This is a genomic window from Leucobacter sp., assembly GCF_053528595.1.
This window is the reverse complement of the sequence record NZ_JAIVPF010000081.1, coordinates 1-18,343: the sequence shown is the minus strand read 5'-3', so window position 1 is coordinate 18,343 and position 18,343 is coordinate 1. Positions and strand designations below refer to the sequence as shown.

The window sequence follows — 18,343 nt, the reverse complement described above, 5'->3', positions numbered from 1 at the left end:
GGTGCGAGCGGGGCGCGGCTCTGTGACGCGCGGCGACGCTCGACTGAGAGGCGCAGGAGGGGACCTATCGCTGCACCGGGTCCGTGTCGGTCAGCAGCGCGAAGTCCCTCCGCGTCGGCAGTCCCTCCCAGTCCCCGCCAGTCAGGCAGGCGAATGCCCCGGCGGACACCGCTGTCTCCAGGCGGCGCGCCAGCGAGGCCCCGGAGAGGTACTCCGCGAGATACCCTGCGACGAAGGCGTCACCGGCCCCGACGGTATCGACCACATCCACGGGAATCGCGGGCAGTGCGAGGCTCTCGTCGCCCGCAGACGCGAAGCATCCGCGCTCCCCGAGCTTGATGATCGCCTCGTGCGGCCCGAGCGCGCGCAATCCCGTGGCCAACTCAGCCGTCCCGCGATGCCCGACCAGGATCGCCGCTTCGTCGTCGCCCGCGAAGACCAGGTCGGCCAGGGCGACGAGTTCCCGCAGTCGTGCGGCGGCCTCCGCACGGCCCCAGAGCGCGGCCCGGTAGTTGAGATCGATCGACGTCGTCACTCCCGCCTCGCGAGCCCGTTCCAGCACCGACTCGACTGCGCCGTCGGCAGACGCCGAGAGCGCCGGCGTGATGCCTGTGACGTGCACGAGGGCAGCGCGCTCGATCAGCGCATCGGGCACATCCGCGGCCGCGAGCCGAGAGCCCGCGCTCTGGCGCCGGTAGTACACCACTCGAGAGGTTCCGGCTGTGGGACGCTCCTTGAGCATCAGCCCGGTCGGCGCCTCGGCGTCGCGGACGATCCAGGGGCGCACCCCTTCGGCACGCAGCTCGCGCTCGATGAGCTCGCCCACCCCGTCGTCGCCGAGCCGCCCGCACCAGACCGCGTCGGTGCCGAGTCGGCTCAGCCCGATCGCGACGTTCGACTCGGCCCCTCCGAAGCCGAAGTCGAGCGTTCGCTGTGCGGCGAGCCGCCCCGGCTGTCCCTGCCGCAGCAGGCCCATGGACTCGCCGACGGTGAGCACGTAGGGTCGCGGTCCGTTCATCGCCCCCGCCCCACTCCGGCGTCGTCGATGCGTGCCATGAGGTCGCGTGACCGTCGCATCAGCTCGGAGGGATCGCCGCCCCGAAGTGCGTCGCGCAGCAACGGACCCCCGAGACTCACCGCGCAGGCGCCGGCGCGCAACCACGCGATCGCGTCGTCGACGGCGACTCCCCCCGAGGGGATCACCTCGATGCCCGGGAACGGCCCGCGCAGGTCGGCCAGGTATCCGTGCCCGAGCCGCGAGGCGGGAAAGACCTTCACGGCGGCCGCGCCGCGCGACCACCCGGTGTGCAGCTCGGTGGGAGTGAAGCCTCCGGGAAAGATCGGAGTGCCGAGGGAGACGGCCGTGTCGATCACGGCGGCGTCGGTCGTGGGGGTGACGAGGAAGTGCGCCCCCGCCTCTGCCGCGCGACGCGCCTGATCGGGCACGGTCACCGTTCCGACGCCCACCCGGGCCTCATCGCCGAAACGGTCGAGCAGGCCGGTGATCGCGTCGAGGGTCCCGGGAGTGCTGAGCGTGACCTCGATGTGGCGCACGCCCCCGTCGAGCAGCGCTTCGACGACCGGCGCGTAGTCCTCGGCGGCGGCGGCGCGCAGCACGGCGACGACCGGTGACTCCCTCAGGGTCACGGGCAGGGTCTGCCTGGCGGTCATCGGCCGAGCCATCCGCCGTCGACCGGCAGCACTGTGCCGTGGATGTAGTCGGCGTAGGGCGTGCAGAGAAAGACCACCGCGCTGGCGATGTCCTCCGGCCTCGCCCAGCGACCGGCCGGGATGCGCTCGCTGATCTGGCGGAAACGCTCCGCGTCGGCGAGCAGCGCCTCGTTCATGTCGGTCTCGACGTATCCGGGAGCCACGGCGTTGACGTTGACCCCTCTCCCCGCCCACTCGTTGCCGAGCGCCTTGACGAGTTGCGCGACAGCGCCCTTCGATGCCGCGTAGGCCGGGACGCGCAGGCCCCCCTGGAATGACAGCAGCGAGGCGAGTGCCACGATCTTGCCGTGCCCCCGCTCGACCATGCCGGCGCCGAAGCCCTGGCAGAGCTGGAAGACGGCGCTCGTGTTGACCTGCATCACGCGGTTGAACTCGACGAGCGGGAAGTCGAGCGCGTCGTGGCGGATCTGGGTGCCCGCGTTGCTGACGAGCACGTCGACGGGGCCGGTCTCGTCGACGGCCGCGCGGATCGAGGCCTCGTCGGCGAGGTCGAGGGGGACGTGCGCGAGAGCGCGCCCCTGCTCTGCGGCGGCGCGGCGCAGCCTTTCGGAGGGACGACCGCGCTGCAGCGCCGTGACGTCGGCGCCGCTGCGCAGCAGCGCGAGGGCGATCGCCTCGCCGATCCCGCGCGAGGCCCCCGTGACGACGGCCCGTCGGCCCTCGAGGGCGCGATCGAACATCATGCCCCTCCTCCGTTCCCGCTGGCTGCCGCCCCGCGCGTCGCGAGTGCGACCGCGTTGACGGTGTTGGCCGACCGTCGGCCGGCGCAGACCTCGAGGATGTTCTCCATGGCGCGTCGCTTCAGCTCGGCGAACGACTCCTCGCTGTACCAGGCGGCGTGCGGGCTCAGCTGCACCTGATCGAAGCCCATGAGCGGGCTGTCGGCCGGAAGCGGCTCCTGTTCGAAGACGTCGAGCCCCGCGGCGGCGATCTGGCCGCTCTCCAAGGCGCGCACGAGGGCCGCGGTGTCCACGACGCCGCCGCGGCAGGTGTTCACGACCTTCGCGCCGCGCTTCATGCGGGCGAACGCCGCGTCGTCGATGAGGTGCCGGGTCTGCGGGATCAGCGGCAGGTGGAGCGAGAGCAGGTCGGACTGCGCGAGCAGCGACTCGGGCGAGACGACCTCGGTGCCATCCGGAGTGACGCTGCCGGGAGCGAACCTCGGATCGGTGCCGATGACCCGGAACCCGAGGCCGCGAGCCTTTCGGGCCGTCGCTTCGCCGATGAGGCCGAGGCCGTACACGCCGAAGGTCGAAGCGGAGAATCGGTGCAGCGGGCGAACGGGATCGAGCCGGGCGTCGCCGCGGCGCAGCCCGCGGTCGAGCCCGGGGAGCCCGCGCATGAGTCCGACGGCGTGCGCGATGGCGTGGTCGCTGACGTCCTCGGTGCCGTAGTCGGGCACGTTGCACACCGCGATCCCCCGCGCCGTGGCGGCGTCGACGTCGACGGTGTCGACGCCCACGCCATAGCGGCCGACCGCCTCGAGGCCCGGCAGCGCCGACAGCACCCGGGCGGTGACCGGCGCGTACTGGGTAAGGATCGCCGCCGCGTCGGCGGCAGCCGCGATCACCTCTTCCTCGGTGGTGCAGTCGGCTACCACCAGGTCCAGGCCGTACCGCTCGGCGACGGCCGCCTCGATCTCCGTGCTGCCGTGATCACAATCGGTGATCACCACACGTCGTACTCGTTGATCCACTTGACCCTCCACAGCAACAATTTTGAAACATCATTTCATAACTGCTGCAGATCACCAAGCCTCTTCCCCGAGCGGAGACCGTCACCCCCCGGTCGGATCGGGCGCACCGAGCACCTGCGAAACCCGGCGCGCCGCGCGGGTGACGAGCGCTCCGAAACGCGCGTCGTCCACGGTCGGGTCGATGCGCGCGTGCGGGCCCGCGAGACTGAGACCCGCGCAGACCTTGCCCGAGAAATCGAAGATGGGCGCGGCGAATCCGCGGATACCCTCGCGGTTCTCGCCATCGTCGATCGCATAGCCGCGCTCGCGCGTCAGGGCGAGATCGCGATAGAGGGACTCGAAGGTGGTGAGCGTGCGCGGAGTGCGCTCCACGAGCGCCTCGGGGAGGTGCGACTGGCGCACGTCGCCGGGGAGGTGGGCGAGGATGGCCTTGCCGATCGCGGTCGCGTACGCGGGCACCGAGTCGCCCACCTTGCTGAAGATGCGAATGGGCTGCGGGCTGTCGACGAGCTCGATGTAGACGACGTCCTCCCCGGAGAGCACACCCAGGTGCGCGGTCTCACCCGACTCGGCGACGAGATCGCGCAGGACGGGGAGGGCCGCTTTGCGCGTGTCGAGCCTGCTGAGGTACTCCGCCCCGAGTTGAGCGGTCAGCATGCCGAGCGAGTAGACGCCCAGCTCCTCGTCGAAGTGCAGCAGGTTGCGGCGCGTGAGCGTGAGCAGCATGCGCTGCGTCGTCGCCTTGCTGAAGCCCAGGATGCCCGTGCACTCGGCGAGCGTCACGCCGGGACGCGGCGCCGACGCGATGTACTCGAGAATATCGATCGCCTTCTCGAGCCCCTGCGTTCCGGTCACTCGCTCCGACGACGTCAATCCGCCCGTCGATATCACGCGCTCAGCCATGGATTCTCCTGCTCTTCCGGGGCGAATCGCCGCCGCACCGTCGCGGATCGTGCCCACCCACCATCTTATGAACCAACACCCATCGGCCCGATTCGTTTGACAACATTTCATCACTTATGAGACAGTGTTTCAAATCTGTTCGACACCGCCGCGCTGATCGCATCGCCGCATCGCCCGAAGGACGCCACATGACCGCACCCCATTTCGACCCGGCCGACCGGAACGACCTCGCCACGGCGGAGCTGGCCTCCGGCGCGAATCCGGCCCGGATCATCGCCGGCTCGCCGGAGGCGTCGGAGCTGATCCTGCACGAGGACTCGCGGACCGAGATCGGCGTCTGGCAGATCACCCCCGGCAGCTTCCACTCGAGCAAGCTCGGCGTCTCCGAGTTCATGTACTTCCTCAGCGGTGCGGGCACCATCACCCGCGAGTCGGGCGAGGTCGTCGTGATCGAAGCAGGAGCCTACGTCTCCCTCCCCGACGGCTCGCACGTGGTCTGGGACGTCCGTGAGACCGCCCGCAAGCTGTACATCATCACGCAGACCCCGGCCTGAGCCGGGTCCGACGCACCGAGGATCGACGATGACCTTGAGCACCACCGGGATACCGACCGTGCGACCGCCGAAGCGGTCGCCGTTCGACCTCACCCGCCTTCCCAAGATCGCGCTCGCCCTTGCGGCGGCGGGCTTCTTCGTGATCTTCTTCTTCTGGCCGCTGCTCGACGTCGTGCTGCGCAGCATCAGCGTCGACGGGGTGATGGACTGGGGCGCCCCCCGGTTCACCCTCGACAGCTACCTCGCGATCCTGCAGGACGAGTACCTGCACCTGGTCGAGTGGCGCACCGTCGTGCTGGCCGTCAACTCCACGGCTCTCGCCCTGCTGCTCGGCTTCCCGACCGCCTACTTCATCTCCCGGCTGCCGGCGCGCCTCGCCGGCGCCGTGCTGCTCCTGATCCTCATCCCGTTCCAGGTCTCGATCGTCGTGCGGCTCTTCGCGGTCACCTCGATCCTCAGCCCGAACGGTCTGATCAGTCAGGCCAGCCAGGCCCTCGGCGGCGAGCGCTTCTCGCTGCTCTACACCCAGGGCGGCACGCTGGTGGGCACCGTGATGTACCTCCTCCCGTACATGATCCTGATCCTGTACTCCGGCATGACCGGCATCGATCACAACGTGGTGCTCGCGGCCCGTACCCTCGGCGCCTCCGGCATGCAGATCTTCGTGAGGGTGTTCCTGCCGCTCGTGCGCACCTCGATCCTCAGCGGCGTGCTGCTGTGCTTCATCCTCGCGCTGAGCTTCTTCATCGTGCCGGCGATCCTCGGCGGCCCCCAGGAGCAGACGATCGCCGTCTACATCCAGCAGCAGATCGACCTCTTCCAATGGGGCATCGCCTCCGCCCTGGGCGTCGTGCTGCTCATCGCCACGCTCGTCCTCTACATCGCGGTGCTGCGCATCGGCGGCGGCTTCCAGGCCCCCGGGATGGGCGCGCAGGCCAAGGGCGTGAGCGCCGAGCAGCGGTTCACCTGGTCGGTCGGCACCGTCGTGACCGGTGCGATCACCCTCGTCTCGCTCGCGGTGCTGCTGCTCCCGGTCCTCATCGTCTTCCCGCTCTCCGTCGGCGAGACGCAGACCGTCGTCTTCCCACCGCGCGGGTTCACCCTCGACTGGTACGGACAGGTGCTCACCACCACCACATGGCTCGATCCGATCGTGCGCAGCCTGCTCGTCGCGACCCTCACCGGACTGGCCTCCACCGCCCTGGCGCTGTACCTCGCTCGCGTGGTGCAGACCGCCAAGTCCGAACGCACGAAGCTCCTGATCTCGGGGCTCGCCTTCGCGCCGCTCATCACCCCGGCGATCCTGCTGGCGATCGGCATCTACGCCGTCGAGCTGCGCCTGAAGCTCGCCGGCACCATCCCCGGCCTCGTCTTCGCGCACACCCTCATCGCGTTCCCCCTCTCCTTCGCGATTCTGAACACCTCGCTCGCCTCACGGGGTCTCGACCTCGAGACGGCCGCTTGGACGATGGGCGCCTCGCGCATCTCGGCTTTCTGGAAGGTCACCGTGCGCGGCATGATCCCGGCGATCCTCTCGGCATTCGGACTCGCGTTCGTCACGTCCTGGGACGAGGTCGTGCTCGCGCTCTTCCTGCAGACCGGCCCGGTGAAAACGCTGCCGGTCACGATCTATCAGTACCTGGAGAGCGGCATCGTGCCCACTGTCCCGGCCATCGCGGCGCTGCTCACCCTCGCGGTGATCGCCGTCATCGTCATCCAACGCATCACCCAGTCGCGGCGCACCGCGGCGCAGGCAGACAAGAAATGAGGACCGGCATGTCCCCCACTCCAGACACCGCGGGCGGCAAGCGCGGCGAGGTCGTCGTCGACCAGGTCAGCTGCGATTTCCACGGCAACCGGGTGCTGCACGAGACCGACCTCACCGTGCACGCGGGCGAGTTCTTCACGCTGCTCGGCCCCTCCGGCTCAGGAAAGACGACACTGCTGCGCATCATCGCGGGGCTGATCGATTTCACCTCCGGAACGGTGGCGATCGACGGCAGCGATGTCACCCGGCTGCCGACGCAGCAGCGCGACATCGGCTTCGTCTTCCAGAACTACGCGCTCTTCCCGCATCTCACCGTTGCGCAGAACATCGCCTTCGGCCTGAAGATCCGCAAGGTGCGGGGAGCCGCCCTGACCCGACGCATCGATGAGATCCTGGAGCTCACCGAACTGGGGCCGCTGCGCGACCGCCACCCGGCTCAGCTCTCCGGCGGGCAGCAGCAGCGCGTCGCGCTCGGACGCGCACTCGCCCAGCGCCCCCGGGTGCTCCTGCTCGACGAACCGCTCGGCGCACTCGACCGCCGCCTCCGGCAGGATCTCGGTTCAGAGATCCGCCGGATCCAGCAGGAATCTGAGACCACGGCTATCTACGTGACCCATGATCAGGAAGAGGCCTACATCCTCTCGGACCGAATGGGCGTGATGGAGGCCGGTTTCATCCGCCAGGTCGGCGCGCCGCGGGACGTCTACAGCTCGCCCAACAGCGGTTTCGTGGCGAACTTCCTCGGCGAGACCAACAGCTTCGGCGCCGAGGTGCTCTCCTGCGAGCCGTCCGGCAGCACGGTGCGCGTCGGCGAGTTCACGCTCACCGCCGCCGGATCCGCGTTGCAGCCCGGCGCAGCGTGCACCATCAGCGCGCGACCCGAGCAGATCCGCCTGAGTCCGAGCATCGAGGCGGTGCCGACCGGGTTCGAAGCGGTCGCCCGTGTCACCGTCACCGATGCCCGCTTCTTCGGTCAGACCATCCGCGTGCGGCTCGCCGACGACGCGGGCCACTACGTCGTCGACCTCGACAGCGCCCTGCCCATCCCCGAGACCGGTTCCACCACCGTCATGAGCATCCGGGCGAACAGCGCCGTGCTGCTGGCGACCGTCTGACTCCTGCTTCGATACCTCCCACCCGCAGTATCCCCCACCATGCATCCAAGGAAGGACACGCATATGAAATCGACCCCGACCCGCGCCCTCTCTCTCGGCGCGCTCGCCCTCACGGGTGCCCTCGCACTCACCAGCTGCAGCGGTTCCGGCGGCGATGCTCCCGCCGCTGAAGGCGACGCAGCCCTCTCCGGCGACATCCTCTTCTACGACACCAGCGGCGGAGACGTCTGGGAGGGCCTGAACGACACGCTCTTCGCCGACTTCACCGAGGAGACCGGCGTCACCGTCACCGACGACTACAACGAGGCCTCCACCAAGTTCTTCGCCGCAGCGCAGAACGGCGCCGTCGACTGGAGCCTCGTCTTCCTGCCCTCGGTGAGCGACGCGCAGGAGGCCGCGGATCAGGGGTATCTCGCCGAGATCGACACGGACATCGTGCCCGTCGACCAGCTCGTCGAGGGCACGTACTCGTCCACCGGCATCGAGGTCGGCACCTTCGGCATGGTGCTCGCCTGGAACTCGGAGAAGTGGCCCGAGGACGGTGAACACCCGGAGACCTGGGAGGATCTCTACGACACCGCCAAGTTCGAGGGCAAGCGCTGCCTGTTCAACAACCCGCAGTACGGCTGGACGCTGGAGTCGGCGCTGCTGGCCGATGGCGTCGCCCCCGACGAGCTGTACCCGCTCGACACGGAGCGCGCCTTCGCGAAGCTCGACACCATCAAGGACAGCGTCACCTGGTGGTCGAGCGGCGCGCAGTCGATCGAGAGCTTCGAGAACGGCTCCTGCGACCTCGGCATCGTGTGGGCGAACCGTGCTTTCACCGCGAGCCAGAACGACTTCCCGATCTCGGTGGGCTGGGATCAGGCCGGCTACGCGAACAGCGTCTGGGCGATTCCCGCCGATGCGCCGAACGCCGAGGCGGCACAGCACCTGCTGAAGAGCGTCGTCGAGAACACCGCGGGCCAGATCGCCTTCGCCTCCCGCGTGCCCACTCCCATCCCGGCGGCCAGCACCGGCGTCGCGGTGAGCGACTTCCCCGAGGACATCCAGCCCTTCCTCCCCGTCGGCGACAACGTCACCAATGCGATCGCGCTCGACGCCGCCTACTACAAGGAGCACAACGCCGAGCTGACCGACCAGTTCAACCGCTGGGTGGCGCAGTAACCGCGCAGGCATCATGAACCGCGGGGGCCGGAGACGACCGGCCCAGCGCCTCGGGCCCCCGCACCACCTCTCAGAAAGGATCCCATCGTGAAGATCGTGTGCATCGACGGGGAACCGCAGTACGCCGACATCGTGCGGCGCGACGTCATCGAGCCGCTGCGCGCGGCCGGCCATCAGCTCGACTGGTTCGAGGAGCGTTTCGCCGACGCCGAAGCGACGATCGCCCGCGCGCAGGGCTACGACGCCCTCTACATCATCGGCGATCAGGGTCCCCTTCCCGAGGGCTTCCTCGCGTCCGTGCCGGGCCTCCGGCTCGTCAGCTTCGTGGGAACCGGCGCGCACCGCTTCGTGGACGTCGCCGAGGCCGAGCGGCTGGGGATCACCGTCACCAATGTTCCCGACTTCGCCAGCCGCAGCGTCGCCGAGCACGCCTTCGCACTCGTCTTCGCAGTGGCCCGCCGCATCACCGAGGGCGACGGCATCGTGCGCGCCGGCGAGTGGGCGAAGCACCAGGGGGTGAAGCTGCGGGACCGCACCCTGGGCGTGGTCGGGACCGGCGCCATCGGGCGCGAGGCCATCCGCATCGGAGCCGCGCTCGGCATGGACGTCGTGTACTGGAACCGCACCGTGCGCCCCGAGGTCGAGCGCGAACTGCCCGGGCGCCGCATCGAGCTCGACGAGCTCTTCCGGATCAGCGACGTGGTCTCGCTGCACCTCACCCACACGCCGGAGACCGAGGGCATCGTCTCGGCCGAGTTGCTCGGCTCGCTGAAGCCGTCGGCGATCCTCGTCAACACCGCGCGCGACGAGATCGTCGACCGGGAGGCGCTGTTCGGTCTGCTCCGCGAGAACCGCATCTTCGGCGTCGGCCTCGACGTCTTCGAGAGTGAGCCGCCAGAGCTGGGATCGCTGCCGCTCGAACACCCCAACCTCGTGCTGACCCCGCACATCGGCTTCCACACCGACGAGGCCGACGAGGTGTTCGCGATCGCCGGGCGCAACATCGTCGCCTTCGCCGAGGGCGCGCCGAAGAACGTCGTCCGCAGCATCGACCACTGACCCTCCCCGAATCGAAGCAGAAGGAATCCATGGACATCCGTCACGCCACCCACCCGGACGAGCTCGCACACATGAGCGATGAGGAGCTGCGCGAGCGCTTCGTGATCGGCGATCTCTTCGCTCCGGGGCTCGTCAACGTCGTGTACAGCCACGAGGATCGGATGGTGCTCGGCGGTGCGCAGCCGACCCCGGGCACAGCACTCGCGCTGGAGAACGACCCCGATCTGCGGGCCGACTACTTCTGCCAGCGACGCGAGCTCGCCGTCACGGGGCTGAGCGGCAGCGGCACCGTCGTGGTCGACGGCACCCGCTACCCGCTCGCGCGCCTCGACGCGCTCTACATCGGTCGCGGCGCGCGGGAGATCTCCTTCGAGGCCGACACCGCGGACACGCGGTTCTTCCTCTCCTCCGCGATCTCGCACGAGGATCACCCTACGACCCTCGTGCCCGCCGCCGAGGCCCTCACCACCGAGACCGGCGAGGAGGAGCACGCGAATCTGCGCGTGGTGCGCAAGCACATCCACGAGGACGGGGTGCGCAGCAGCCAGCTGGTGCTCGGGATCACCGCACCCAAGCCGGGCAACGTGTGGAACAGCATGCCGCCCCACACCCACGACCGCCGCACCGAGGTCTACGTCTACTTCGACCTCGACGAGGACGAGCGGGTGTTCCACTTCCTGGGGCGCCCCGGCCGCACCCGCCACGTCGTGCTGCGCAACGGCGACGCCGTCATCTCCCCCGCATGGTCGATGCACTTCGGCGCCGGCACGACCAACTACTCGTTCCTGTGGGTCATGGCGGGTGAGAACCAGTCCTTCGCCGACATGGATCACATCGCCGTCCCGCAGATCTGAGCCGGGGCCGCGGATCCGCGCGGTGCACCGGTCCCGATCCATCGAGGTGCCCCGCCTGCGGCTGCAGGCGGGGCACCTGCCGTGTTCGGGGGGTCCCTGGCGGCGGCAGGCCGACGCAGTTCGCTCCGAGTCCGAAGCCCGTTCTCCCTCAGCCTCCCCGACGCGGTGGCGCCGGCGCGGAAGGCGGAAAACGCCTGCGGCAGCAGCCGCAGGGTCCCGGGCGGCGAAACGCCGGCGCGTTTCGCTCTCAGCCCGAAACCCGTTTTCCCTAAGCCTTCCGCGCCCTCGCGACCGCGAACGCGGTGAGCGCGAGCCCGCCGAGGCCCCAGAGCACGAGCAGCACCGCGGCGACTCCGGCCCCGGAGGATCCCGTCGCGATGGCCTGGAACCCCGCGAGCGCCGAGCCGAGCGGACTCGCGTCACCCGCGGCCGCGAGCGCATCCGGCACCGTCGACACGATCCCCACCGCGAACGCGATCACCAGCAGCACGAAGGCGATGAAGCGCCCGAGACCGCCGAGCAGCGCCGAGAGCCCCTGCACCACGAGCGCGAAGGCGATCCCGGCCAGCACCGCCAAGCCGAAGAACGCGGCGCCCCGCCCCAGGTCGTAGCCGAGCGCGATCGGCAGGGCGATGCCCGCGATCGCGCCCTGCGCCGCGCCCATCCCGACGGCCGGCGCCGCGCTGCGCAGCGCGATCCACCCCACGCCCCGCGCCGCCTCGCGGGTGCGGCGCCACAGCGGCGCGAGCACCAGGAACGAGGCGAGCGCGCCCGCCCACAACGCGATGCCCGCGAACAGCGGCACCCCGGAGGCGTTGAACAGCTCGTCGCTGCCGCCGCGGGCCTCGACCGGGGTCACGGCCGTCTCGGCGACCTTCTCGCGCTCGGCCTCGCTGTAGTTCGGGATCCCGCTCACGGCCTCGCCGAGGCCCGTGGCGAGATCGCCCGCGCCCTCCGCCGACTGGCCGACGCCGTCGGCGAGCTGCGAGGCGCCGTCCGCGAGCTCGGGGGTGCCCGCCGCCAGCTCGGCGGTGCCGGTGGCGAACTGGGACACGCCGTCGGCGAGCCCGGCGGTGCCGCCCGCGAACTGGGCCGCCCCGTCGGCGAGCGCCGCACCCTGCGCCGCGTAGTCGCTCAGACCGGTACCGAAGGCGCCGAGCCCCGCGACCAGCTCGTCGAGCTGCGCGATCGGGTCGCCGCCCGGGTCGGCCGGGGCGTTCGGATCCGCGATCGTCGCCTGGAACGTCTCCTGCGCGGCCTGCAGGCCGGTCGCACCCTCGCCGGCCTGCTGGAGACCCCCGCCGACCGTCTGCGCGAAGCCGCCGACCTCCGCGAGCATCGTGTCGCAGAACTCCTGCGACGCTCCCGAGGCGCGGCACTCGCCGTAGAGCGCGCCGAGTCGGCCCGAGTTCTCGGGGGTGCCGTCACCCGCGAACTGGGCCACCGCGGCACCGGCCGCCCCCATCCCACCCGCGAGCTGCTCCTGCGGCCCGGCGGAGTCCACCGCCAGCTGCCCCAGCGCCCCGATCATCGTCTGCAACTGGCTCACGGCCGCCGTCGCACCCGCGCCGAGCTGAGTGTAGGAATCGGAGAGCGTCTGCGCTCCGCCGACGTAGGCCGAGACGCCCGTCGAGAGCTCCGTGGCACCGCCGGCGAGCTGCGCCGCACCGGTCGACAGCTCGCCGGCTCCCGTCGCGAGCTGCTGCGTGCCGTCCGAGAGCTGCTGCGTGCCGTCGGCCAGCTGGGTCGCGCCGTCGGCCAGCTGCGCACCTCCGTCGGCGAGCTGCGAGGCGCCGTCCGCCGCCTCGCCGAGTCCGCTGTGGAGCTCGCTCATCCCCACGAACACGCTGCCCACGAACTGCGCGCCGAGCTGCTGGTTGAGCACGCCGGTGGCGGTCTGGGTGACGATGCTGGAGAGCGCCGTGTCGATGAGCCGCCCGCGGTCGCTCTCCGCGACGTCGATGTACGCCGTCTCCGCGCCGTCGGGCCCGTCCGAGAGCGAGGTGGCGGCGGCCGAGAAGTTCTCGGGGATCGTGACGACCGTGGCGTAGCGGCCGTCGTCGAGGCCCGCCTCCGCATCGTCCTCGTCTGTGAGCACCCAGGTGAAGTTGGTGGGGGCGTCGGATCCCGAGCCGTCCGCGGCCTCGTCCGCGGGGCTCTCCGCCGACCCGATCAGCTCGCCCGCGAGCACGCGTCCGAGCGGCACCGTCTGGCCGTCGACCTCGACCGGCTCGTCGAGGTTGACGACGGCCGCGGTGACGCTGTCGAGCCGCTCCGTCGGATTCCAGAGCCCCCAGAGCAGCACCCCCGCCACCGTGAGCGGAACGAGGATCAGACCGAGGATCGTGGTCCAGTGCACGGGCTTGCTCCCCGTGCGTCGTGCGAGCGGCAGGCTCATCGGGCGGCTCCTTCCAGGGTCTGCGCGGGATCGGCGGGATCGGCATCGACGCCGGCCGCATCGACGCCGGGATCGACGAATCGCGTGCCGCCGGGCAGCAGGTGCTCGGCGAGCTCGCGTCCGCCGAGCACCACGATCGTCAGCTCCGGCGCCGATCCCCGGCTCGTCTCGACGGTCGCCGCGGCGAGGGCGGATCGCAGGTCGTCGACGCGGTCGAGGGCCATGGGCCGCCCGGCCGCACTGCGCAGGTCGAGCAGCAGCACCGCGGGACGGTCCCGCAGCGCCTCCCGCAGCGATTCGGGGCCGGCCCAGGCCGAGCGCGCGCGCAGCGAGGCGGCCCGCTCCGGCAGCAGCAGCCCGTCGACCTTCACGGTGCCGGCGACGACCGGGCCGCGCCCCGTGAGGCTCTCGGCGAGCGGCAGCGAGGCGGGATCGCGCGGGTCGAGCAGCAGCACCTCGCCCGGGGCGACCCGCAGCCGAACCGTCCGCGGGTGGCCGGGAAGCCGCAGGCGATCCGCGGCGATCGCCGCCTCCGGCAAGTCGGCGGGCCACTCGGCGTGGGCGATCTCGCGGGCGAGGCCCTCGCCCTCCACGTCGAAGGCGGGCAGCAGCTTCGAGAGCCACCGCGGCATCCACCAGGCGCGATCGCCGAGCAGCGCGAGCACGGCGGGCACCAGCGTCATGCGCACGACGAAGGCGTCGACGAACACACCGACCGCGAGACCCAGCGCGATCACCTTGATCGACGGGTCGCCCTCGGGCACGAACGCCGCGAACACCGCGAACATGATGAGCGCGGCGGCCGTCACCACCTTCGCGCTGCCGACGAAGCCGTGCCGGATCGCGTCGCGCGCCTTCGCGCCGTGCACGTACTCCTCGCGGATGCGCGAGACGAGGAACACCTCGTAGTCCATCGCCAGGCCGAAGAGCACGCCCATGAGGATGATCGGCATGAAGCTCAGGACGGGGCCGGTGGCGCTCACGTGCAGCAGATCCGCGAACCAGCCCCACTGGAACACCGCCACGACCGCGCCGAACGCGGCGCCCACCGAGAGCAGGTAGCCGAGCGTGGCCTTGATGGGCACCCAGACCGAGCGGAAGACCATGGCGAGCAGGATCAGCGAGAGCCCGACCACGAGGATGCCGAAGGGCAGTAGCGCCTGCATGAGCATCTCGGAGACGTCGATGCCGACCGCGGTGAAGCCCGTCACCGCGAGGCTCACGCCGTACTCCTGCTGCCACTCGTCGTGCAGGTCGCGCAGGGCGTGCACGAGCTCCGTGGTGCTCTCGGCGTGGGGGCCCTCCTCGGGCACCACCTGGATGATGCCGGTGTCGGCGCCCCGGTTCGGAGTCGCGAGGGGCACCTCGGCGACGCCCGGCACCTGCTCGACCTCGCGTTTCAGATCCACCATGAGACCCAGCGGATCGTCGCTCGTGATGATCGAGCCGGTGAGCAGCAGCGGGCCGTTGTGGCCCTCGCCGAAGTGCTCGCCCGTGAGCTCGTAGGTGACGCGGGCGGGATCGTCGGCGGGCAGCGAGGTCGCGTTGGGGAGCGCGAGGCGCAGATCGAGCGCGGGCACGGCGGCGAGGCCGAGGGCGACGAGCACCGCCGCGATCGTGATGACGGGGCGCCGCGTCACCGCACGCACCCACCCGGCGAAGAAGCGGTCGGCGCGGGACGGGGCGTGGGCGGCGGTTTCCCCGGCATGCTGCGCGGCTTCCACGCCTCTGTCATCCTGCGCGAGCTCGCGAGTCGCGGGATCCGCTCCACCGGATCCTGCGACTCGTTCCTCGTGCACCAGGGCGCGCCGCTGCTTCTTCGGCAGGATCCGAGGTCCCGCCATCGCCATGACGGCGGGGGTGAGCGTGACCGCGATGAGCACCGCCACCGCGACCGCCGCCGCGGCGGCCACGCCCAGCGCGGTGAGGAACGGGATCCCGGCGACCGCGAGGCCCACGAGCGCGATGATCACCGTGAGCCCGGCGAACACCACCGCGGAGCCGCTGGTGGCCGTGGCGCGCGCGATCGACTCCTCGACGCCGAGGCCGGCGCGCAGCTGCTCCTGGTGCCGGCTCACGATGAACAGGGTGTAGTCGATGCCCACGGCCAGGCCGAGCATGAGCGCGAGCATGGGCGTGGTCGAGGTGAGGTCGGCGAAGGCGGTGACCAGGAAGAGCCCCGCGATCGAGACGCCGACGCCGAGGATCGCGATGAGCAGGGGCATGCCGGCCGCGACGAGCGATCCGAGGGTGAGGATCAGCACCACGAACGCGACCAGCACGCCGACCGCCTCGGTCGGGCTGATGCCCGGCACCGAGGCCGAGAACATCTCGCCGCCGTACGACGTCTCGGCGCCCTGCGGCAGGCGATCCCGGATCTGCTCGGTGGCCTGCTCGACCCCCTCGACCGTCTCGTCCGGCACCGTGCTCATGTCGCCCTCGATCTGCACGGTGATGAGGGCGGCGCTGCCGTCCTCGGCGAGCCCGCCGCCGCCCTGCTCCGAGAACGGGGTCTGCACCGCCGTGACGTCGAGGACGTCCTCCAGCTCCGCGGCGGCATCGGTGATGATCTGCTCGTAGGGCGCCTCGTCGACGCGCTCGCCATCGGCCGCGACGACGATGATCGTCGCGCTGGTGCCGCTGACCTCGGGGAAGGTGCGCCCGAGTTCCGTGATCGCCTGCTGCGACTCGGTGCCGGGAATGGTGATGGGGGCGTTGGCGCCCTGCCCGAAGAGGCCCGCACCGGCGCCGAGCAGCGCGAGCACCGCGATCCAGAGGATGAGGACGAGGGTCTTCGCGCGGATCGCCCACCGGCCGAGGGCATAGAGCAGCGTGGACATGCAGGCCTTTCGGTCGCGGAGGGGGTCGCACTCGATACACGGATGCATCGGTTTCGATACACCAATGTATCCGCGCAGGCTTCGAGCGGGCTGAACGTGCGAAGATGGGTGGCATGTCGACTCCCAGTGCCAGACGCCAGGAGACCCGCACCCGACTGCTCGACGCCGCCATCGAGGTCTTCGCCGAGGAGGGGCTGCAGGGCGCCTCCGTCGAGGCCGTGTGCGCGCGGGCCGGGTTCACCCGAGGCGCCTTCTACTCGAACTTCTCGAGCAAGGAGCAGCTCTTCCTGGCACTGCTGGAGCGGGAGTTCGAGCGCCGCGCGGAGGATCTCGCGGAGAAGGCCCGGGAACTGGAGCCCGGCCTGCGCGAGCGCAGCGGCTGCATCTCGCCCGCGGAGGCGGCGCGCTACATCGTGGAGTTCTTCGCCCCGGCGAGCGACGCGACGGCCTGGTTCGTGCTCGAGGCCGAGTTCCTGCTGCTCGCCATGCGCGACCCCTCGATCGCGCCGGGCCACCACGAGTTCATGGACCGCTTCTACGCCAGCATCGCGGGCGTCGTCGAGCGGGTGATCGCGGCCGCCGGTCGCCGCTTCGTGATCCCCGTGGAGCGGGCGATGCCCGTGCTCAGCGGCGTCTACGAGCGCGCGCTGCGCACCGCGGCGCTCGCGGGCCCGGAGGCGAACGGCGCCTTCGACGAGCTCGGCGACCGCCTCGCCGAGCTGCTCTTCGCCCTCACCGAGGAGACCGGCGCCGAGGAGACCGGCGCCGAGGAGACCGGCGCGGCGGCGGCCGCGGAGGGCGACCGCCCCGGCTCCGACGCGGCGCCGGGCCCGGACCTCGTCCCGCCTCCGGGCCTCCGGCTCGCCTGAGCGACCGCTACACCCGCGCTCCCAGTTCCCGCGACGCCTCGATCGCACGGATGAGTTCGCCCGCGGCCAGCTCCGCGTCGAGCTCGGGCACTCGGTCCGCGAGCGTGCGGCTCGTCGTGACCACCTGGACCTCCATGCCGAACCCGCTGCCGAACACGAGCCCCAGCGGGGCGAGGAGGTGCTGGAACGCCCCGTCCTCATCGGTCCCGCCCCGCGCGCCGGCGACGACGAACGGCCTGCCGGCGAGCGGCTGGGTGGGCAGGTCGAACGGCACGGTGAGACCCGGCACGTGCACCAGGTCGATCCACGCCTTCAGCGCGGCGGGAACGGCGTAGTTGTACATCGGCGCCCCGACCACCACGGCATCGGCCGCGAGCAGCTCGTCGATGACGGCCTCCTGCAGCCGGTCGAGCTCGGCGTCGACGCCCGACCCGCGCCGCAGGCGCTCGGGCCAGTGCTGGTCGCTGGACTGCAGACGCGGCAGCGGGTCGAGATGGAGGTCGCGCGAGACCACCGTGTAGTCCTCGCCGCGAGCGCTCCAGGCGCGCGCGAACTCCTCGGTGAGACGGCGGGTGCGGGATCTCATCCCGTCGGCGGACGAATCGATCTTCAGCAGTGTGGGCATATCGGAGATCTTACGGATCGTTGAGGAACCGGGGCTCAGACGAGCAGGCTCATCGGCGACTCGATGCGCTTCTTGAACGCCGCGAGCCACTCGGCGGCGAGCGCGCCGTCGAGCACGCGGTGATCGGCCGAGAGGGTCGCCGTCATCAGGGTCGCGACGCCCAGGGCGCCGTCCTCCTGCACGACCGGGCGCTGCTCCGCCGCGCCGACCGCGAGGATGCCGGCCTGCGGGGGGTTGAGGATCGCCGAGAACTCGCTCGTGCCGTACATGCCGAGGTTGGAGACCGAGAACGATCCGCCCTCGAGCTCGTGCTGCTTGAGCCTGCCCGCACGCGCCCGCTCGGCGTAGTCGCGGATCTCGCGGCTGAGCGCCCCGAGCGAGAGCTTCTCGACCCCGCGCACCACCGGCGTGAGCAGGCCCTCGGGCACGGAGACGGCGACCGCGATGTCGACCGAGTCGAAGCGGCGCGTGGCCTCGTCCATCCAGATCGCGTTGGCCCCGGGCACGTCCTGCAGCGCGGCCGCGACCGCCTTCACCACGAAGTCGTTGACCGAGACGCGCGTGTTCTCCAGGGCGTTGATCTGCTTCCGCAGGTCGAGCAGCGCGTCCATGCGGCAGTCGGCGACGAGGTAGAAGTGCGGCACCGTGCTCTTGCTCTCGGTGAGCCGGCGCGCGATGGCGCGGCGCATGCCGGTGTGCGGCACGTCGGTGTATCCGGAGGCGCTTCCGACCGTCGGGCGCGGCACCGGCGCCGGGGCCGGGGC

At 71.0% G+C, this 18,343-nt stretch carries 16 protein-coding genes; 7 read left to right on the top strand and 9 right to left on the bottom strand.

Going from position 1 to position 18,343, the window contains the following annotated elements:
* Window positions 1-64: 64 nt before the first annotated feature.
* From ACWKZU_RS16170 to ACWKZU_RS16150, 5 genes are all read right to left on the bottom strand, one after another.
* A complete protein-coding gene (locus ACWKZU_RS16170; protein ID WP_449283362.1) occupies window positions 65-1,018 on the bottom strand; it encodes a sugar kinase in 954 nt (317 codons plus the stop codon).
* A complete protein-coding gene (locus tag ACWKZU_RS16165) occupies window positions 1,015-1,671 on the bottom strand; it encodes a bifunctional 4-hydroxy-2-oxoglutarate aldolase/2-dehydro-3-deoxy-phosphogluconate aldolase (protein ID WP_449283361.1) in 657 nt (218 codons plus the stop codon). Before ACWKZU_RS16165 ends, ACWKZU_RS16170 begins: the two co-directional genes overlap by 4 nt.
* Window positions 1,668-2,414: an SDR family oxidoreductase gene (locus tag ACWKZU_RS16160; protein WP_449283360.1), complete on the bottom strand. Its 747-nt coding sequence runs from the start codon at window positions 2,412-2,414 to the stop codon at window positions 1,668-1,670. Before ACWKZU_RS16160 ends, ACWKZU_RS16165 begins: the two co-directional genes overlap by 4 nt.
* Window positions 2,411-3,427, bottom strand: a complete 1,017-nt coding sequence (locus tag ACWKZU_RS16155; RefSeq protein WP_449283359.1) for a C-terminal binding protein — start codon at window positions 3,425-3,427, stop codon at window positions 2,411-2,413. The genes ACWKZU_RS16160 and ACWKZU_RS16155 overlap by 4 nt, the downstream gene beginning before the upstream one ends.
* Before the next feature lie 81 nt (window positions 3,428-3,508).
* Entirely contained in the window at window positions 3,509-4,330 is an 822-nt protein-coding gene (locus ACWKZU_RS16150) for an IclR family transcriptional regulator (protein WP_449283358.1), read from the bottom strand.
* Between the two features lie 188 nt (window positions 4,331-4,518).
* Between ACWKZU_RS16150 and ACWKZU_RS16145 the strand changes: the two genes are divergently transcribed.
* The 6 genes from ACWKZU_RS16145 to kduI all read left to right on the top strand — a co-directional run bounded on the left by ACWKZU_RS16145 (window position 4,519) and on the right by kduI (window position 10,847).
* Window positions 4,519-4,884, top strand: coding sequence for a cupin domain-containing protein (locus tag ACWKZU_RS16145; protein WP_449283357.1), 366 nt, complete (start codon window positions 4,519-4,521; stop codon window positions 4,882-4,884).
* A gap of 28 nt (window positions 4,885-4,912) precedes the next feature.
* Entirely contained in the window at window positions 4,913-6,652 is a 1,740-nt protein-coding gene (locus ACWKZU_RS16140) for an ABC transporter permease (protein ID WP_449283356.1), read from the top strand.
* Between the two features lie 8 nt (window positions 6,653-6,660).
* Window positions 6,661-7,767: an ABC transporter ATP-binding protein gene (locus tag ACWKZU_RS16135; RefSeq protein ID WP_449283355.1), complete on the top strand. Its 1,107-nt coding sequence runs from the start codon at window positions 6,661-6,663 to the stop codon at window positions 7,765-7,767.
* Window positions 7,768-7,830: 63 nt separating this feature from the next.
* Entirely contained in the window at window positions 7,831-8,934 is a 1,104-nt protein-coding gene (locus tag ACWKZU_RS16130) for an extracellular solute-binding protein (RefSeq protein WP_449283354.1), read from the top strand.
* A gap of 87 nt (window positions 8,935-9,021) precedes the next feature.
* Window positions 9,022-9,993 (top strand): 2-hydroxyacid dehydrogenase, encoded by a 972-nt coding sequence (locus ACWKZU_RS16125; RefSeq protein ID WP_449283353.1) that lies wholly within the window; start codon window positions 9,022-9,024, stop codon window positions 9,991-9,993.
* Between the two features lie 29 nt (window positions 9,994-10,022).
* Window positions 10,023-10,847, top strand: coding sequence for a 5-dehydro-4-deoxy-D-glucuronate isomerase (gene kduI, locus ACWKZU_RS16120; protein ID WP_449283352.1), 825 nt, complete (start codon window positions 10,023-10,025; stop codon window positions 10,845-10,847).
* A 268-nt stretch (window positions 10,848-11,115) separates the two neighbouring features.
* On the opposite strand, the gene ACWKZU_RS16115 is transcribed toward kduI, so the two are convergent.
* Both ACWKZU_RS16115 and ACWKZU_RS16110 read right to left on the bottom strand, forming a co-directional pair.
* Window positions 11,116-13,245, bottom strand: coding sequence for a YhgE/Pip family protein (locus ACWKZU_RS16115; RefSeq protein ID WP_449283351.1), 2,130 nt, complete (start codon window positions 13,243-13,245; stop codon window positions 11,116-11,118).
* Window positions 13,242-16,085 carry an MMPL family transporter gene (locus ACWKZU_RS16110; RefSeq protein ID WP_449283350.1) on the bottom strand — a complete coding sequence of 948 codons (2,844 nt, stop codon included), beginning with the start codon at window positions 16,083-16,085 and terminating at the stop codon, window positions 13,242-13,244. The genes ACWKZU_RS16115 and ACWKZU_RS16110 overlap by 4 nt, the downstream gene beginning before the upstream one ends.
* A 113-nt stretch (window positions 16,086-16,198) precedes the next feature.
* Between ACWKZU_RS16110 and ACWKZU_RS16105 the strand changes: the two genes are divergently transcribed.
* A complete protein-coding gene (locus ACWKZU_RS16105; RefSeq protein WP_449283349.1) occupies window positions 16,199-16,954 on the top strand; it encodes a TetR/AcrR family transcriptional regulator in 756 nt (251 codons plus the stop codon).
* A gap of 7 nt (window positions 16,955-16,961) precedes the next feature.
* Here ACWKZU_RS16105 and ACWKZU_RS16100 read toward each other — a convergent pair whose 3' ends face one another.
* Together ACWKZU_RS16100 and ACWKZU_RS16095 are read right to left on the bottom strand one after the other, a co-directional pair.
* A complete protein-coding gene (locus tag ACWKZU_RS16100; protein ID WP_449283348.1) occupies window positions 16,962-17,579 on the bottom strand; it encodes an FMN-dependent NADH-azoreductase in 618 nt (205 codons plus the stop codon).
* Between the two features lie 35 nt (window positions 17,580-17,614).
* Window positions 17,615-18,343, bottom strand: a 729-nt coding sequence (locus ACWKZU_RS16095) for a 2-oxo acid dehydrogenase subunit E2 (protein WP_449283347.1), incomplete at its 5' end; no start/stop codon positions are given.

Bases quoted from the DNA above. Each gene is read 5' to 3' on its own strand.
- ACWKZU_RS16165 (WP_449283361.1), bottom strand. From the start codon at position 1,671: ATGACCGCCAGGCAGACCCTGCCCGTGACCCTGAGGGAGTCACCGGTC.
- ACWKZU_RS16160 (WP_449283360.1), bottom strand. From the start codon at position 2,414: ATGATGTTCGATCGCGCCCTCGAGGGCCGACGGGCCGTCGTCACGGGG.
- ACWKZU_RS16140 (WP_449283356.1), top strand. From the start codon at position 4,913: ATGACCTTGAGCACCACCGGGATACCGACCGTGCGACCGCCGAAGCGG.
- ACWKZU_RS16105 (WP_449283349.1), top strand. From the start codon at position 16,199: ATGTCGACTCCCAGTGCCAGACGCCAGGAGACCCGCACCCGACTGCTC.
- ACWKZU_RS16130 (WP_449283354.1), top strand. From the start codon at position 7,831: ATGAAATCGACCCCGACCCGCGCCCTCTCTCTCGGCGCGCTCGCCCTC.
- ACWKZU_RS16135 (WP_449283355.1), top strand. From the start codon at position 6,661: ATGTCCCCCACTCCAGACACCGCGGGCGGCAAGCGCGGCGAGGTCGTC.
- ACWKZU_RS16110 (WP_449283350.1), bottom strand. From the start codon at position 16,085: ATGTCCACGCTGCTCTATGCCCTCGGCCGGTGGGCGATCCGCGCGAAG.
- ACWKZU_RS16170 (WP_449283362.1), bottom strand. From the start codon at position 1,018: ATGAACGGACCGCGACCCTACGTGCTCACCGTCGGCGAGTCCATGGGC.
- kduI (WP_449283352.1), top strand. From the start codon at position 10,023: ATGGACATCCGTCACGCCACCCACCCGGACGAGCTCGCACACATGAGC.
- ACWKZU_RS16145 (WP_449283357.1), top strand. From the start codon at position 4,519: ATGACCGCACCCCATTTCGACCCGGCCGACCGGAACGACCTCGCCACG.
- ACWKZU_RS16115 (WP_449283351.1), bottom strand. From the start codon at position 13,245: ATGAGCCTGCCGCTCGCACGACGCACGGGGAGCAAGCCCGTGCACTGG.
- ACWKZU_RS16150 (WP_449283358.1), bottom strand. From the start codon at position 4,330: ATGGCTGAGCGCGTGATATCGACGGGCGGATTGACGTCGTCGGAGCGA.
- ACWKZU_RS16100 (WP_449283348.1), bottom strand. From the start codon at position 17,579: ATGCCCACACTGCTGAAGATCGATTCGTCCGCCGACGGGATGAGATCC.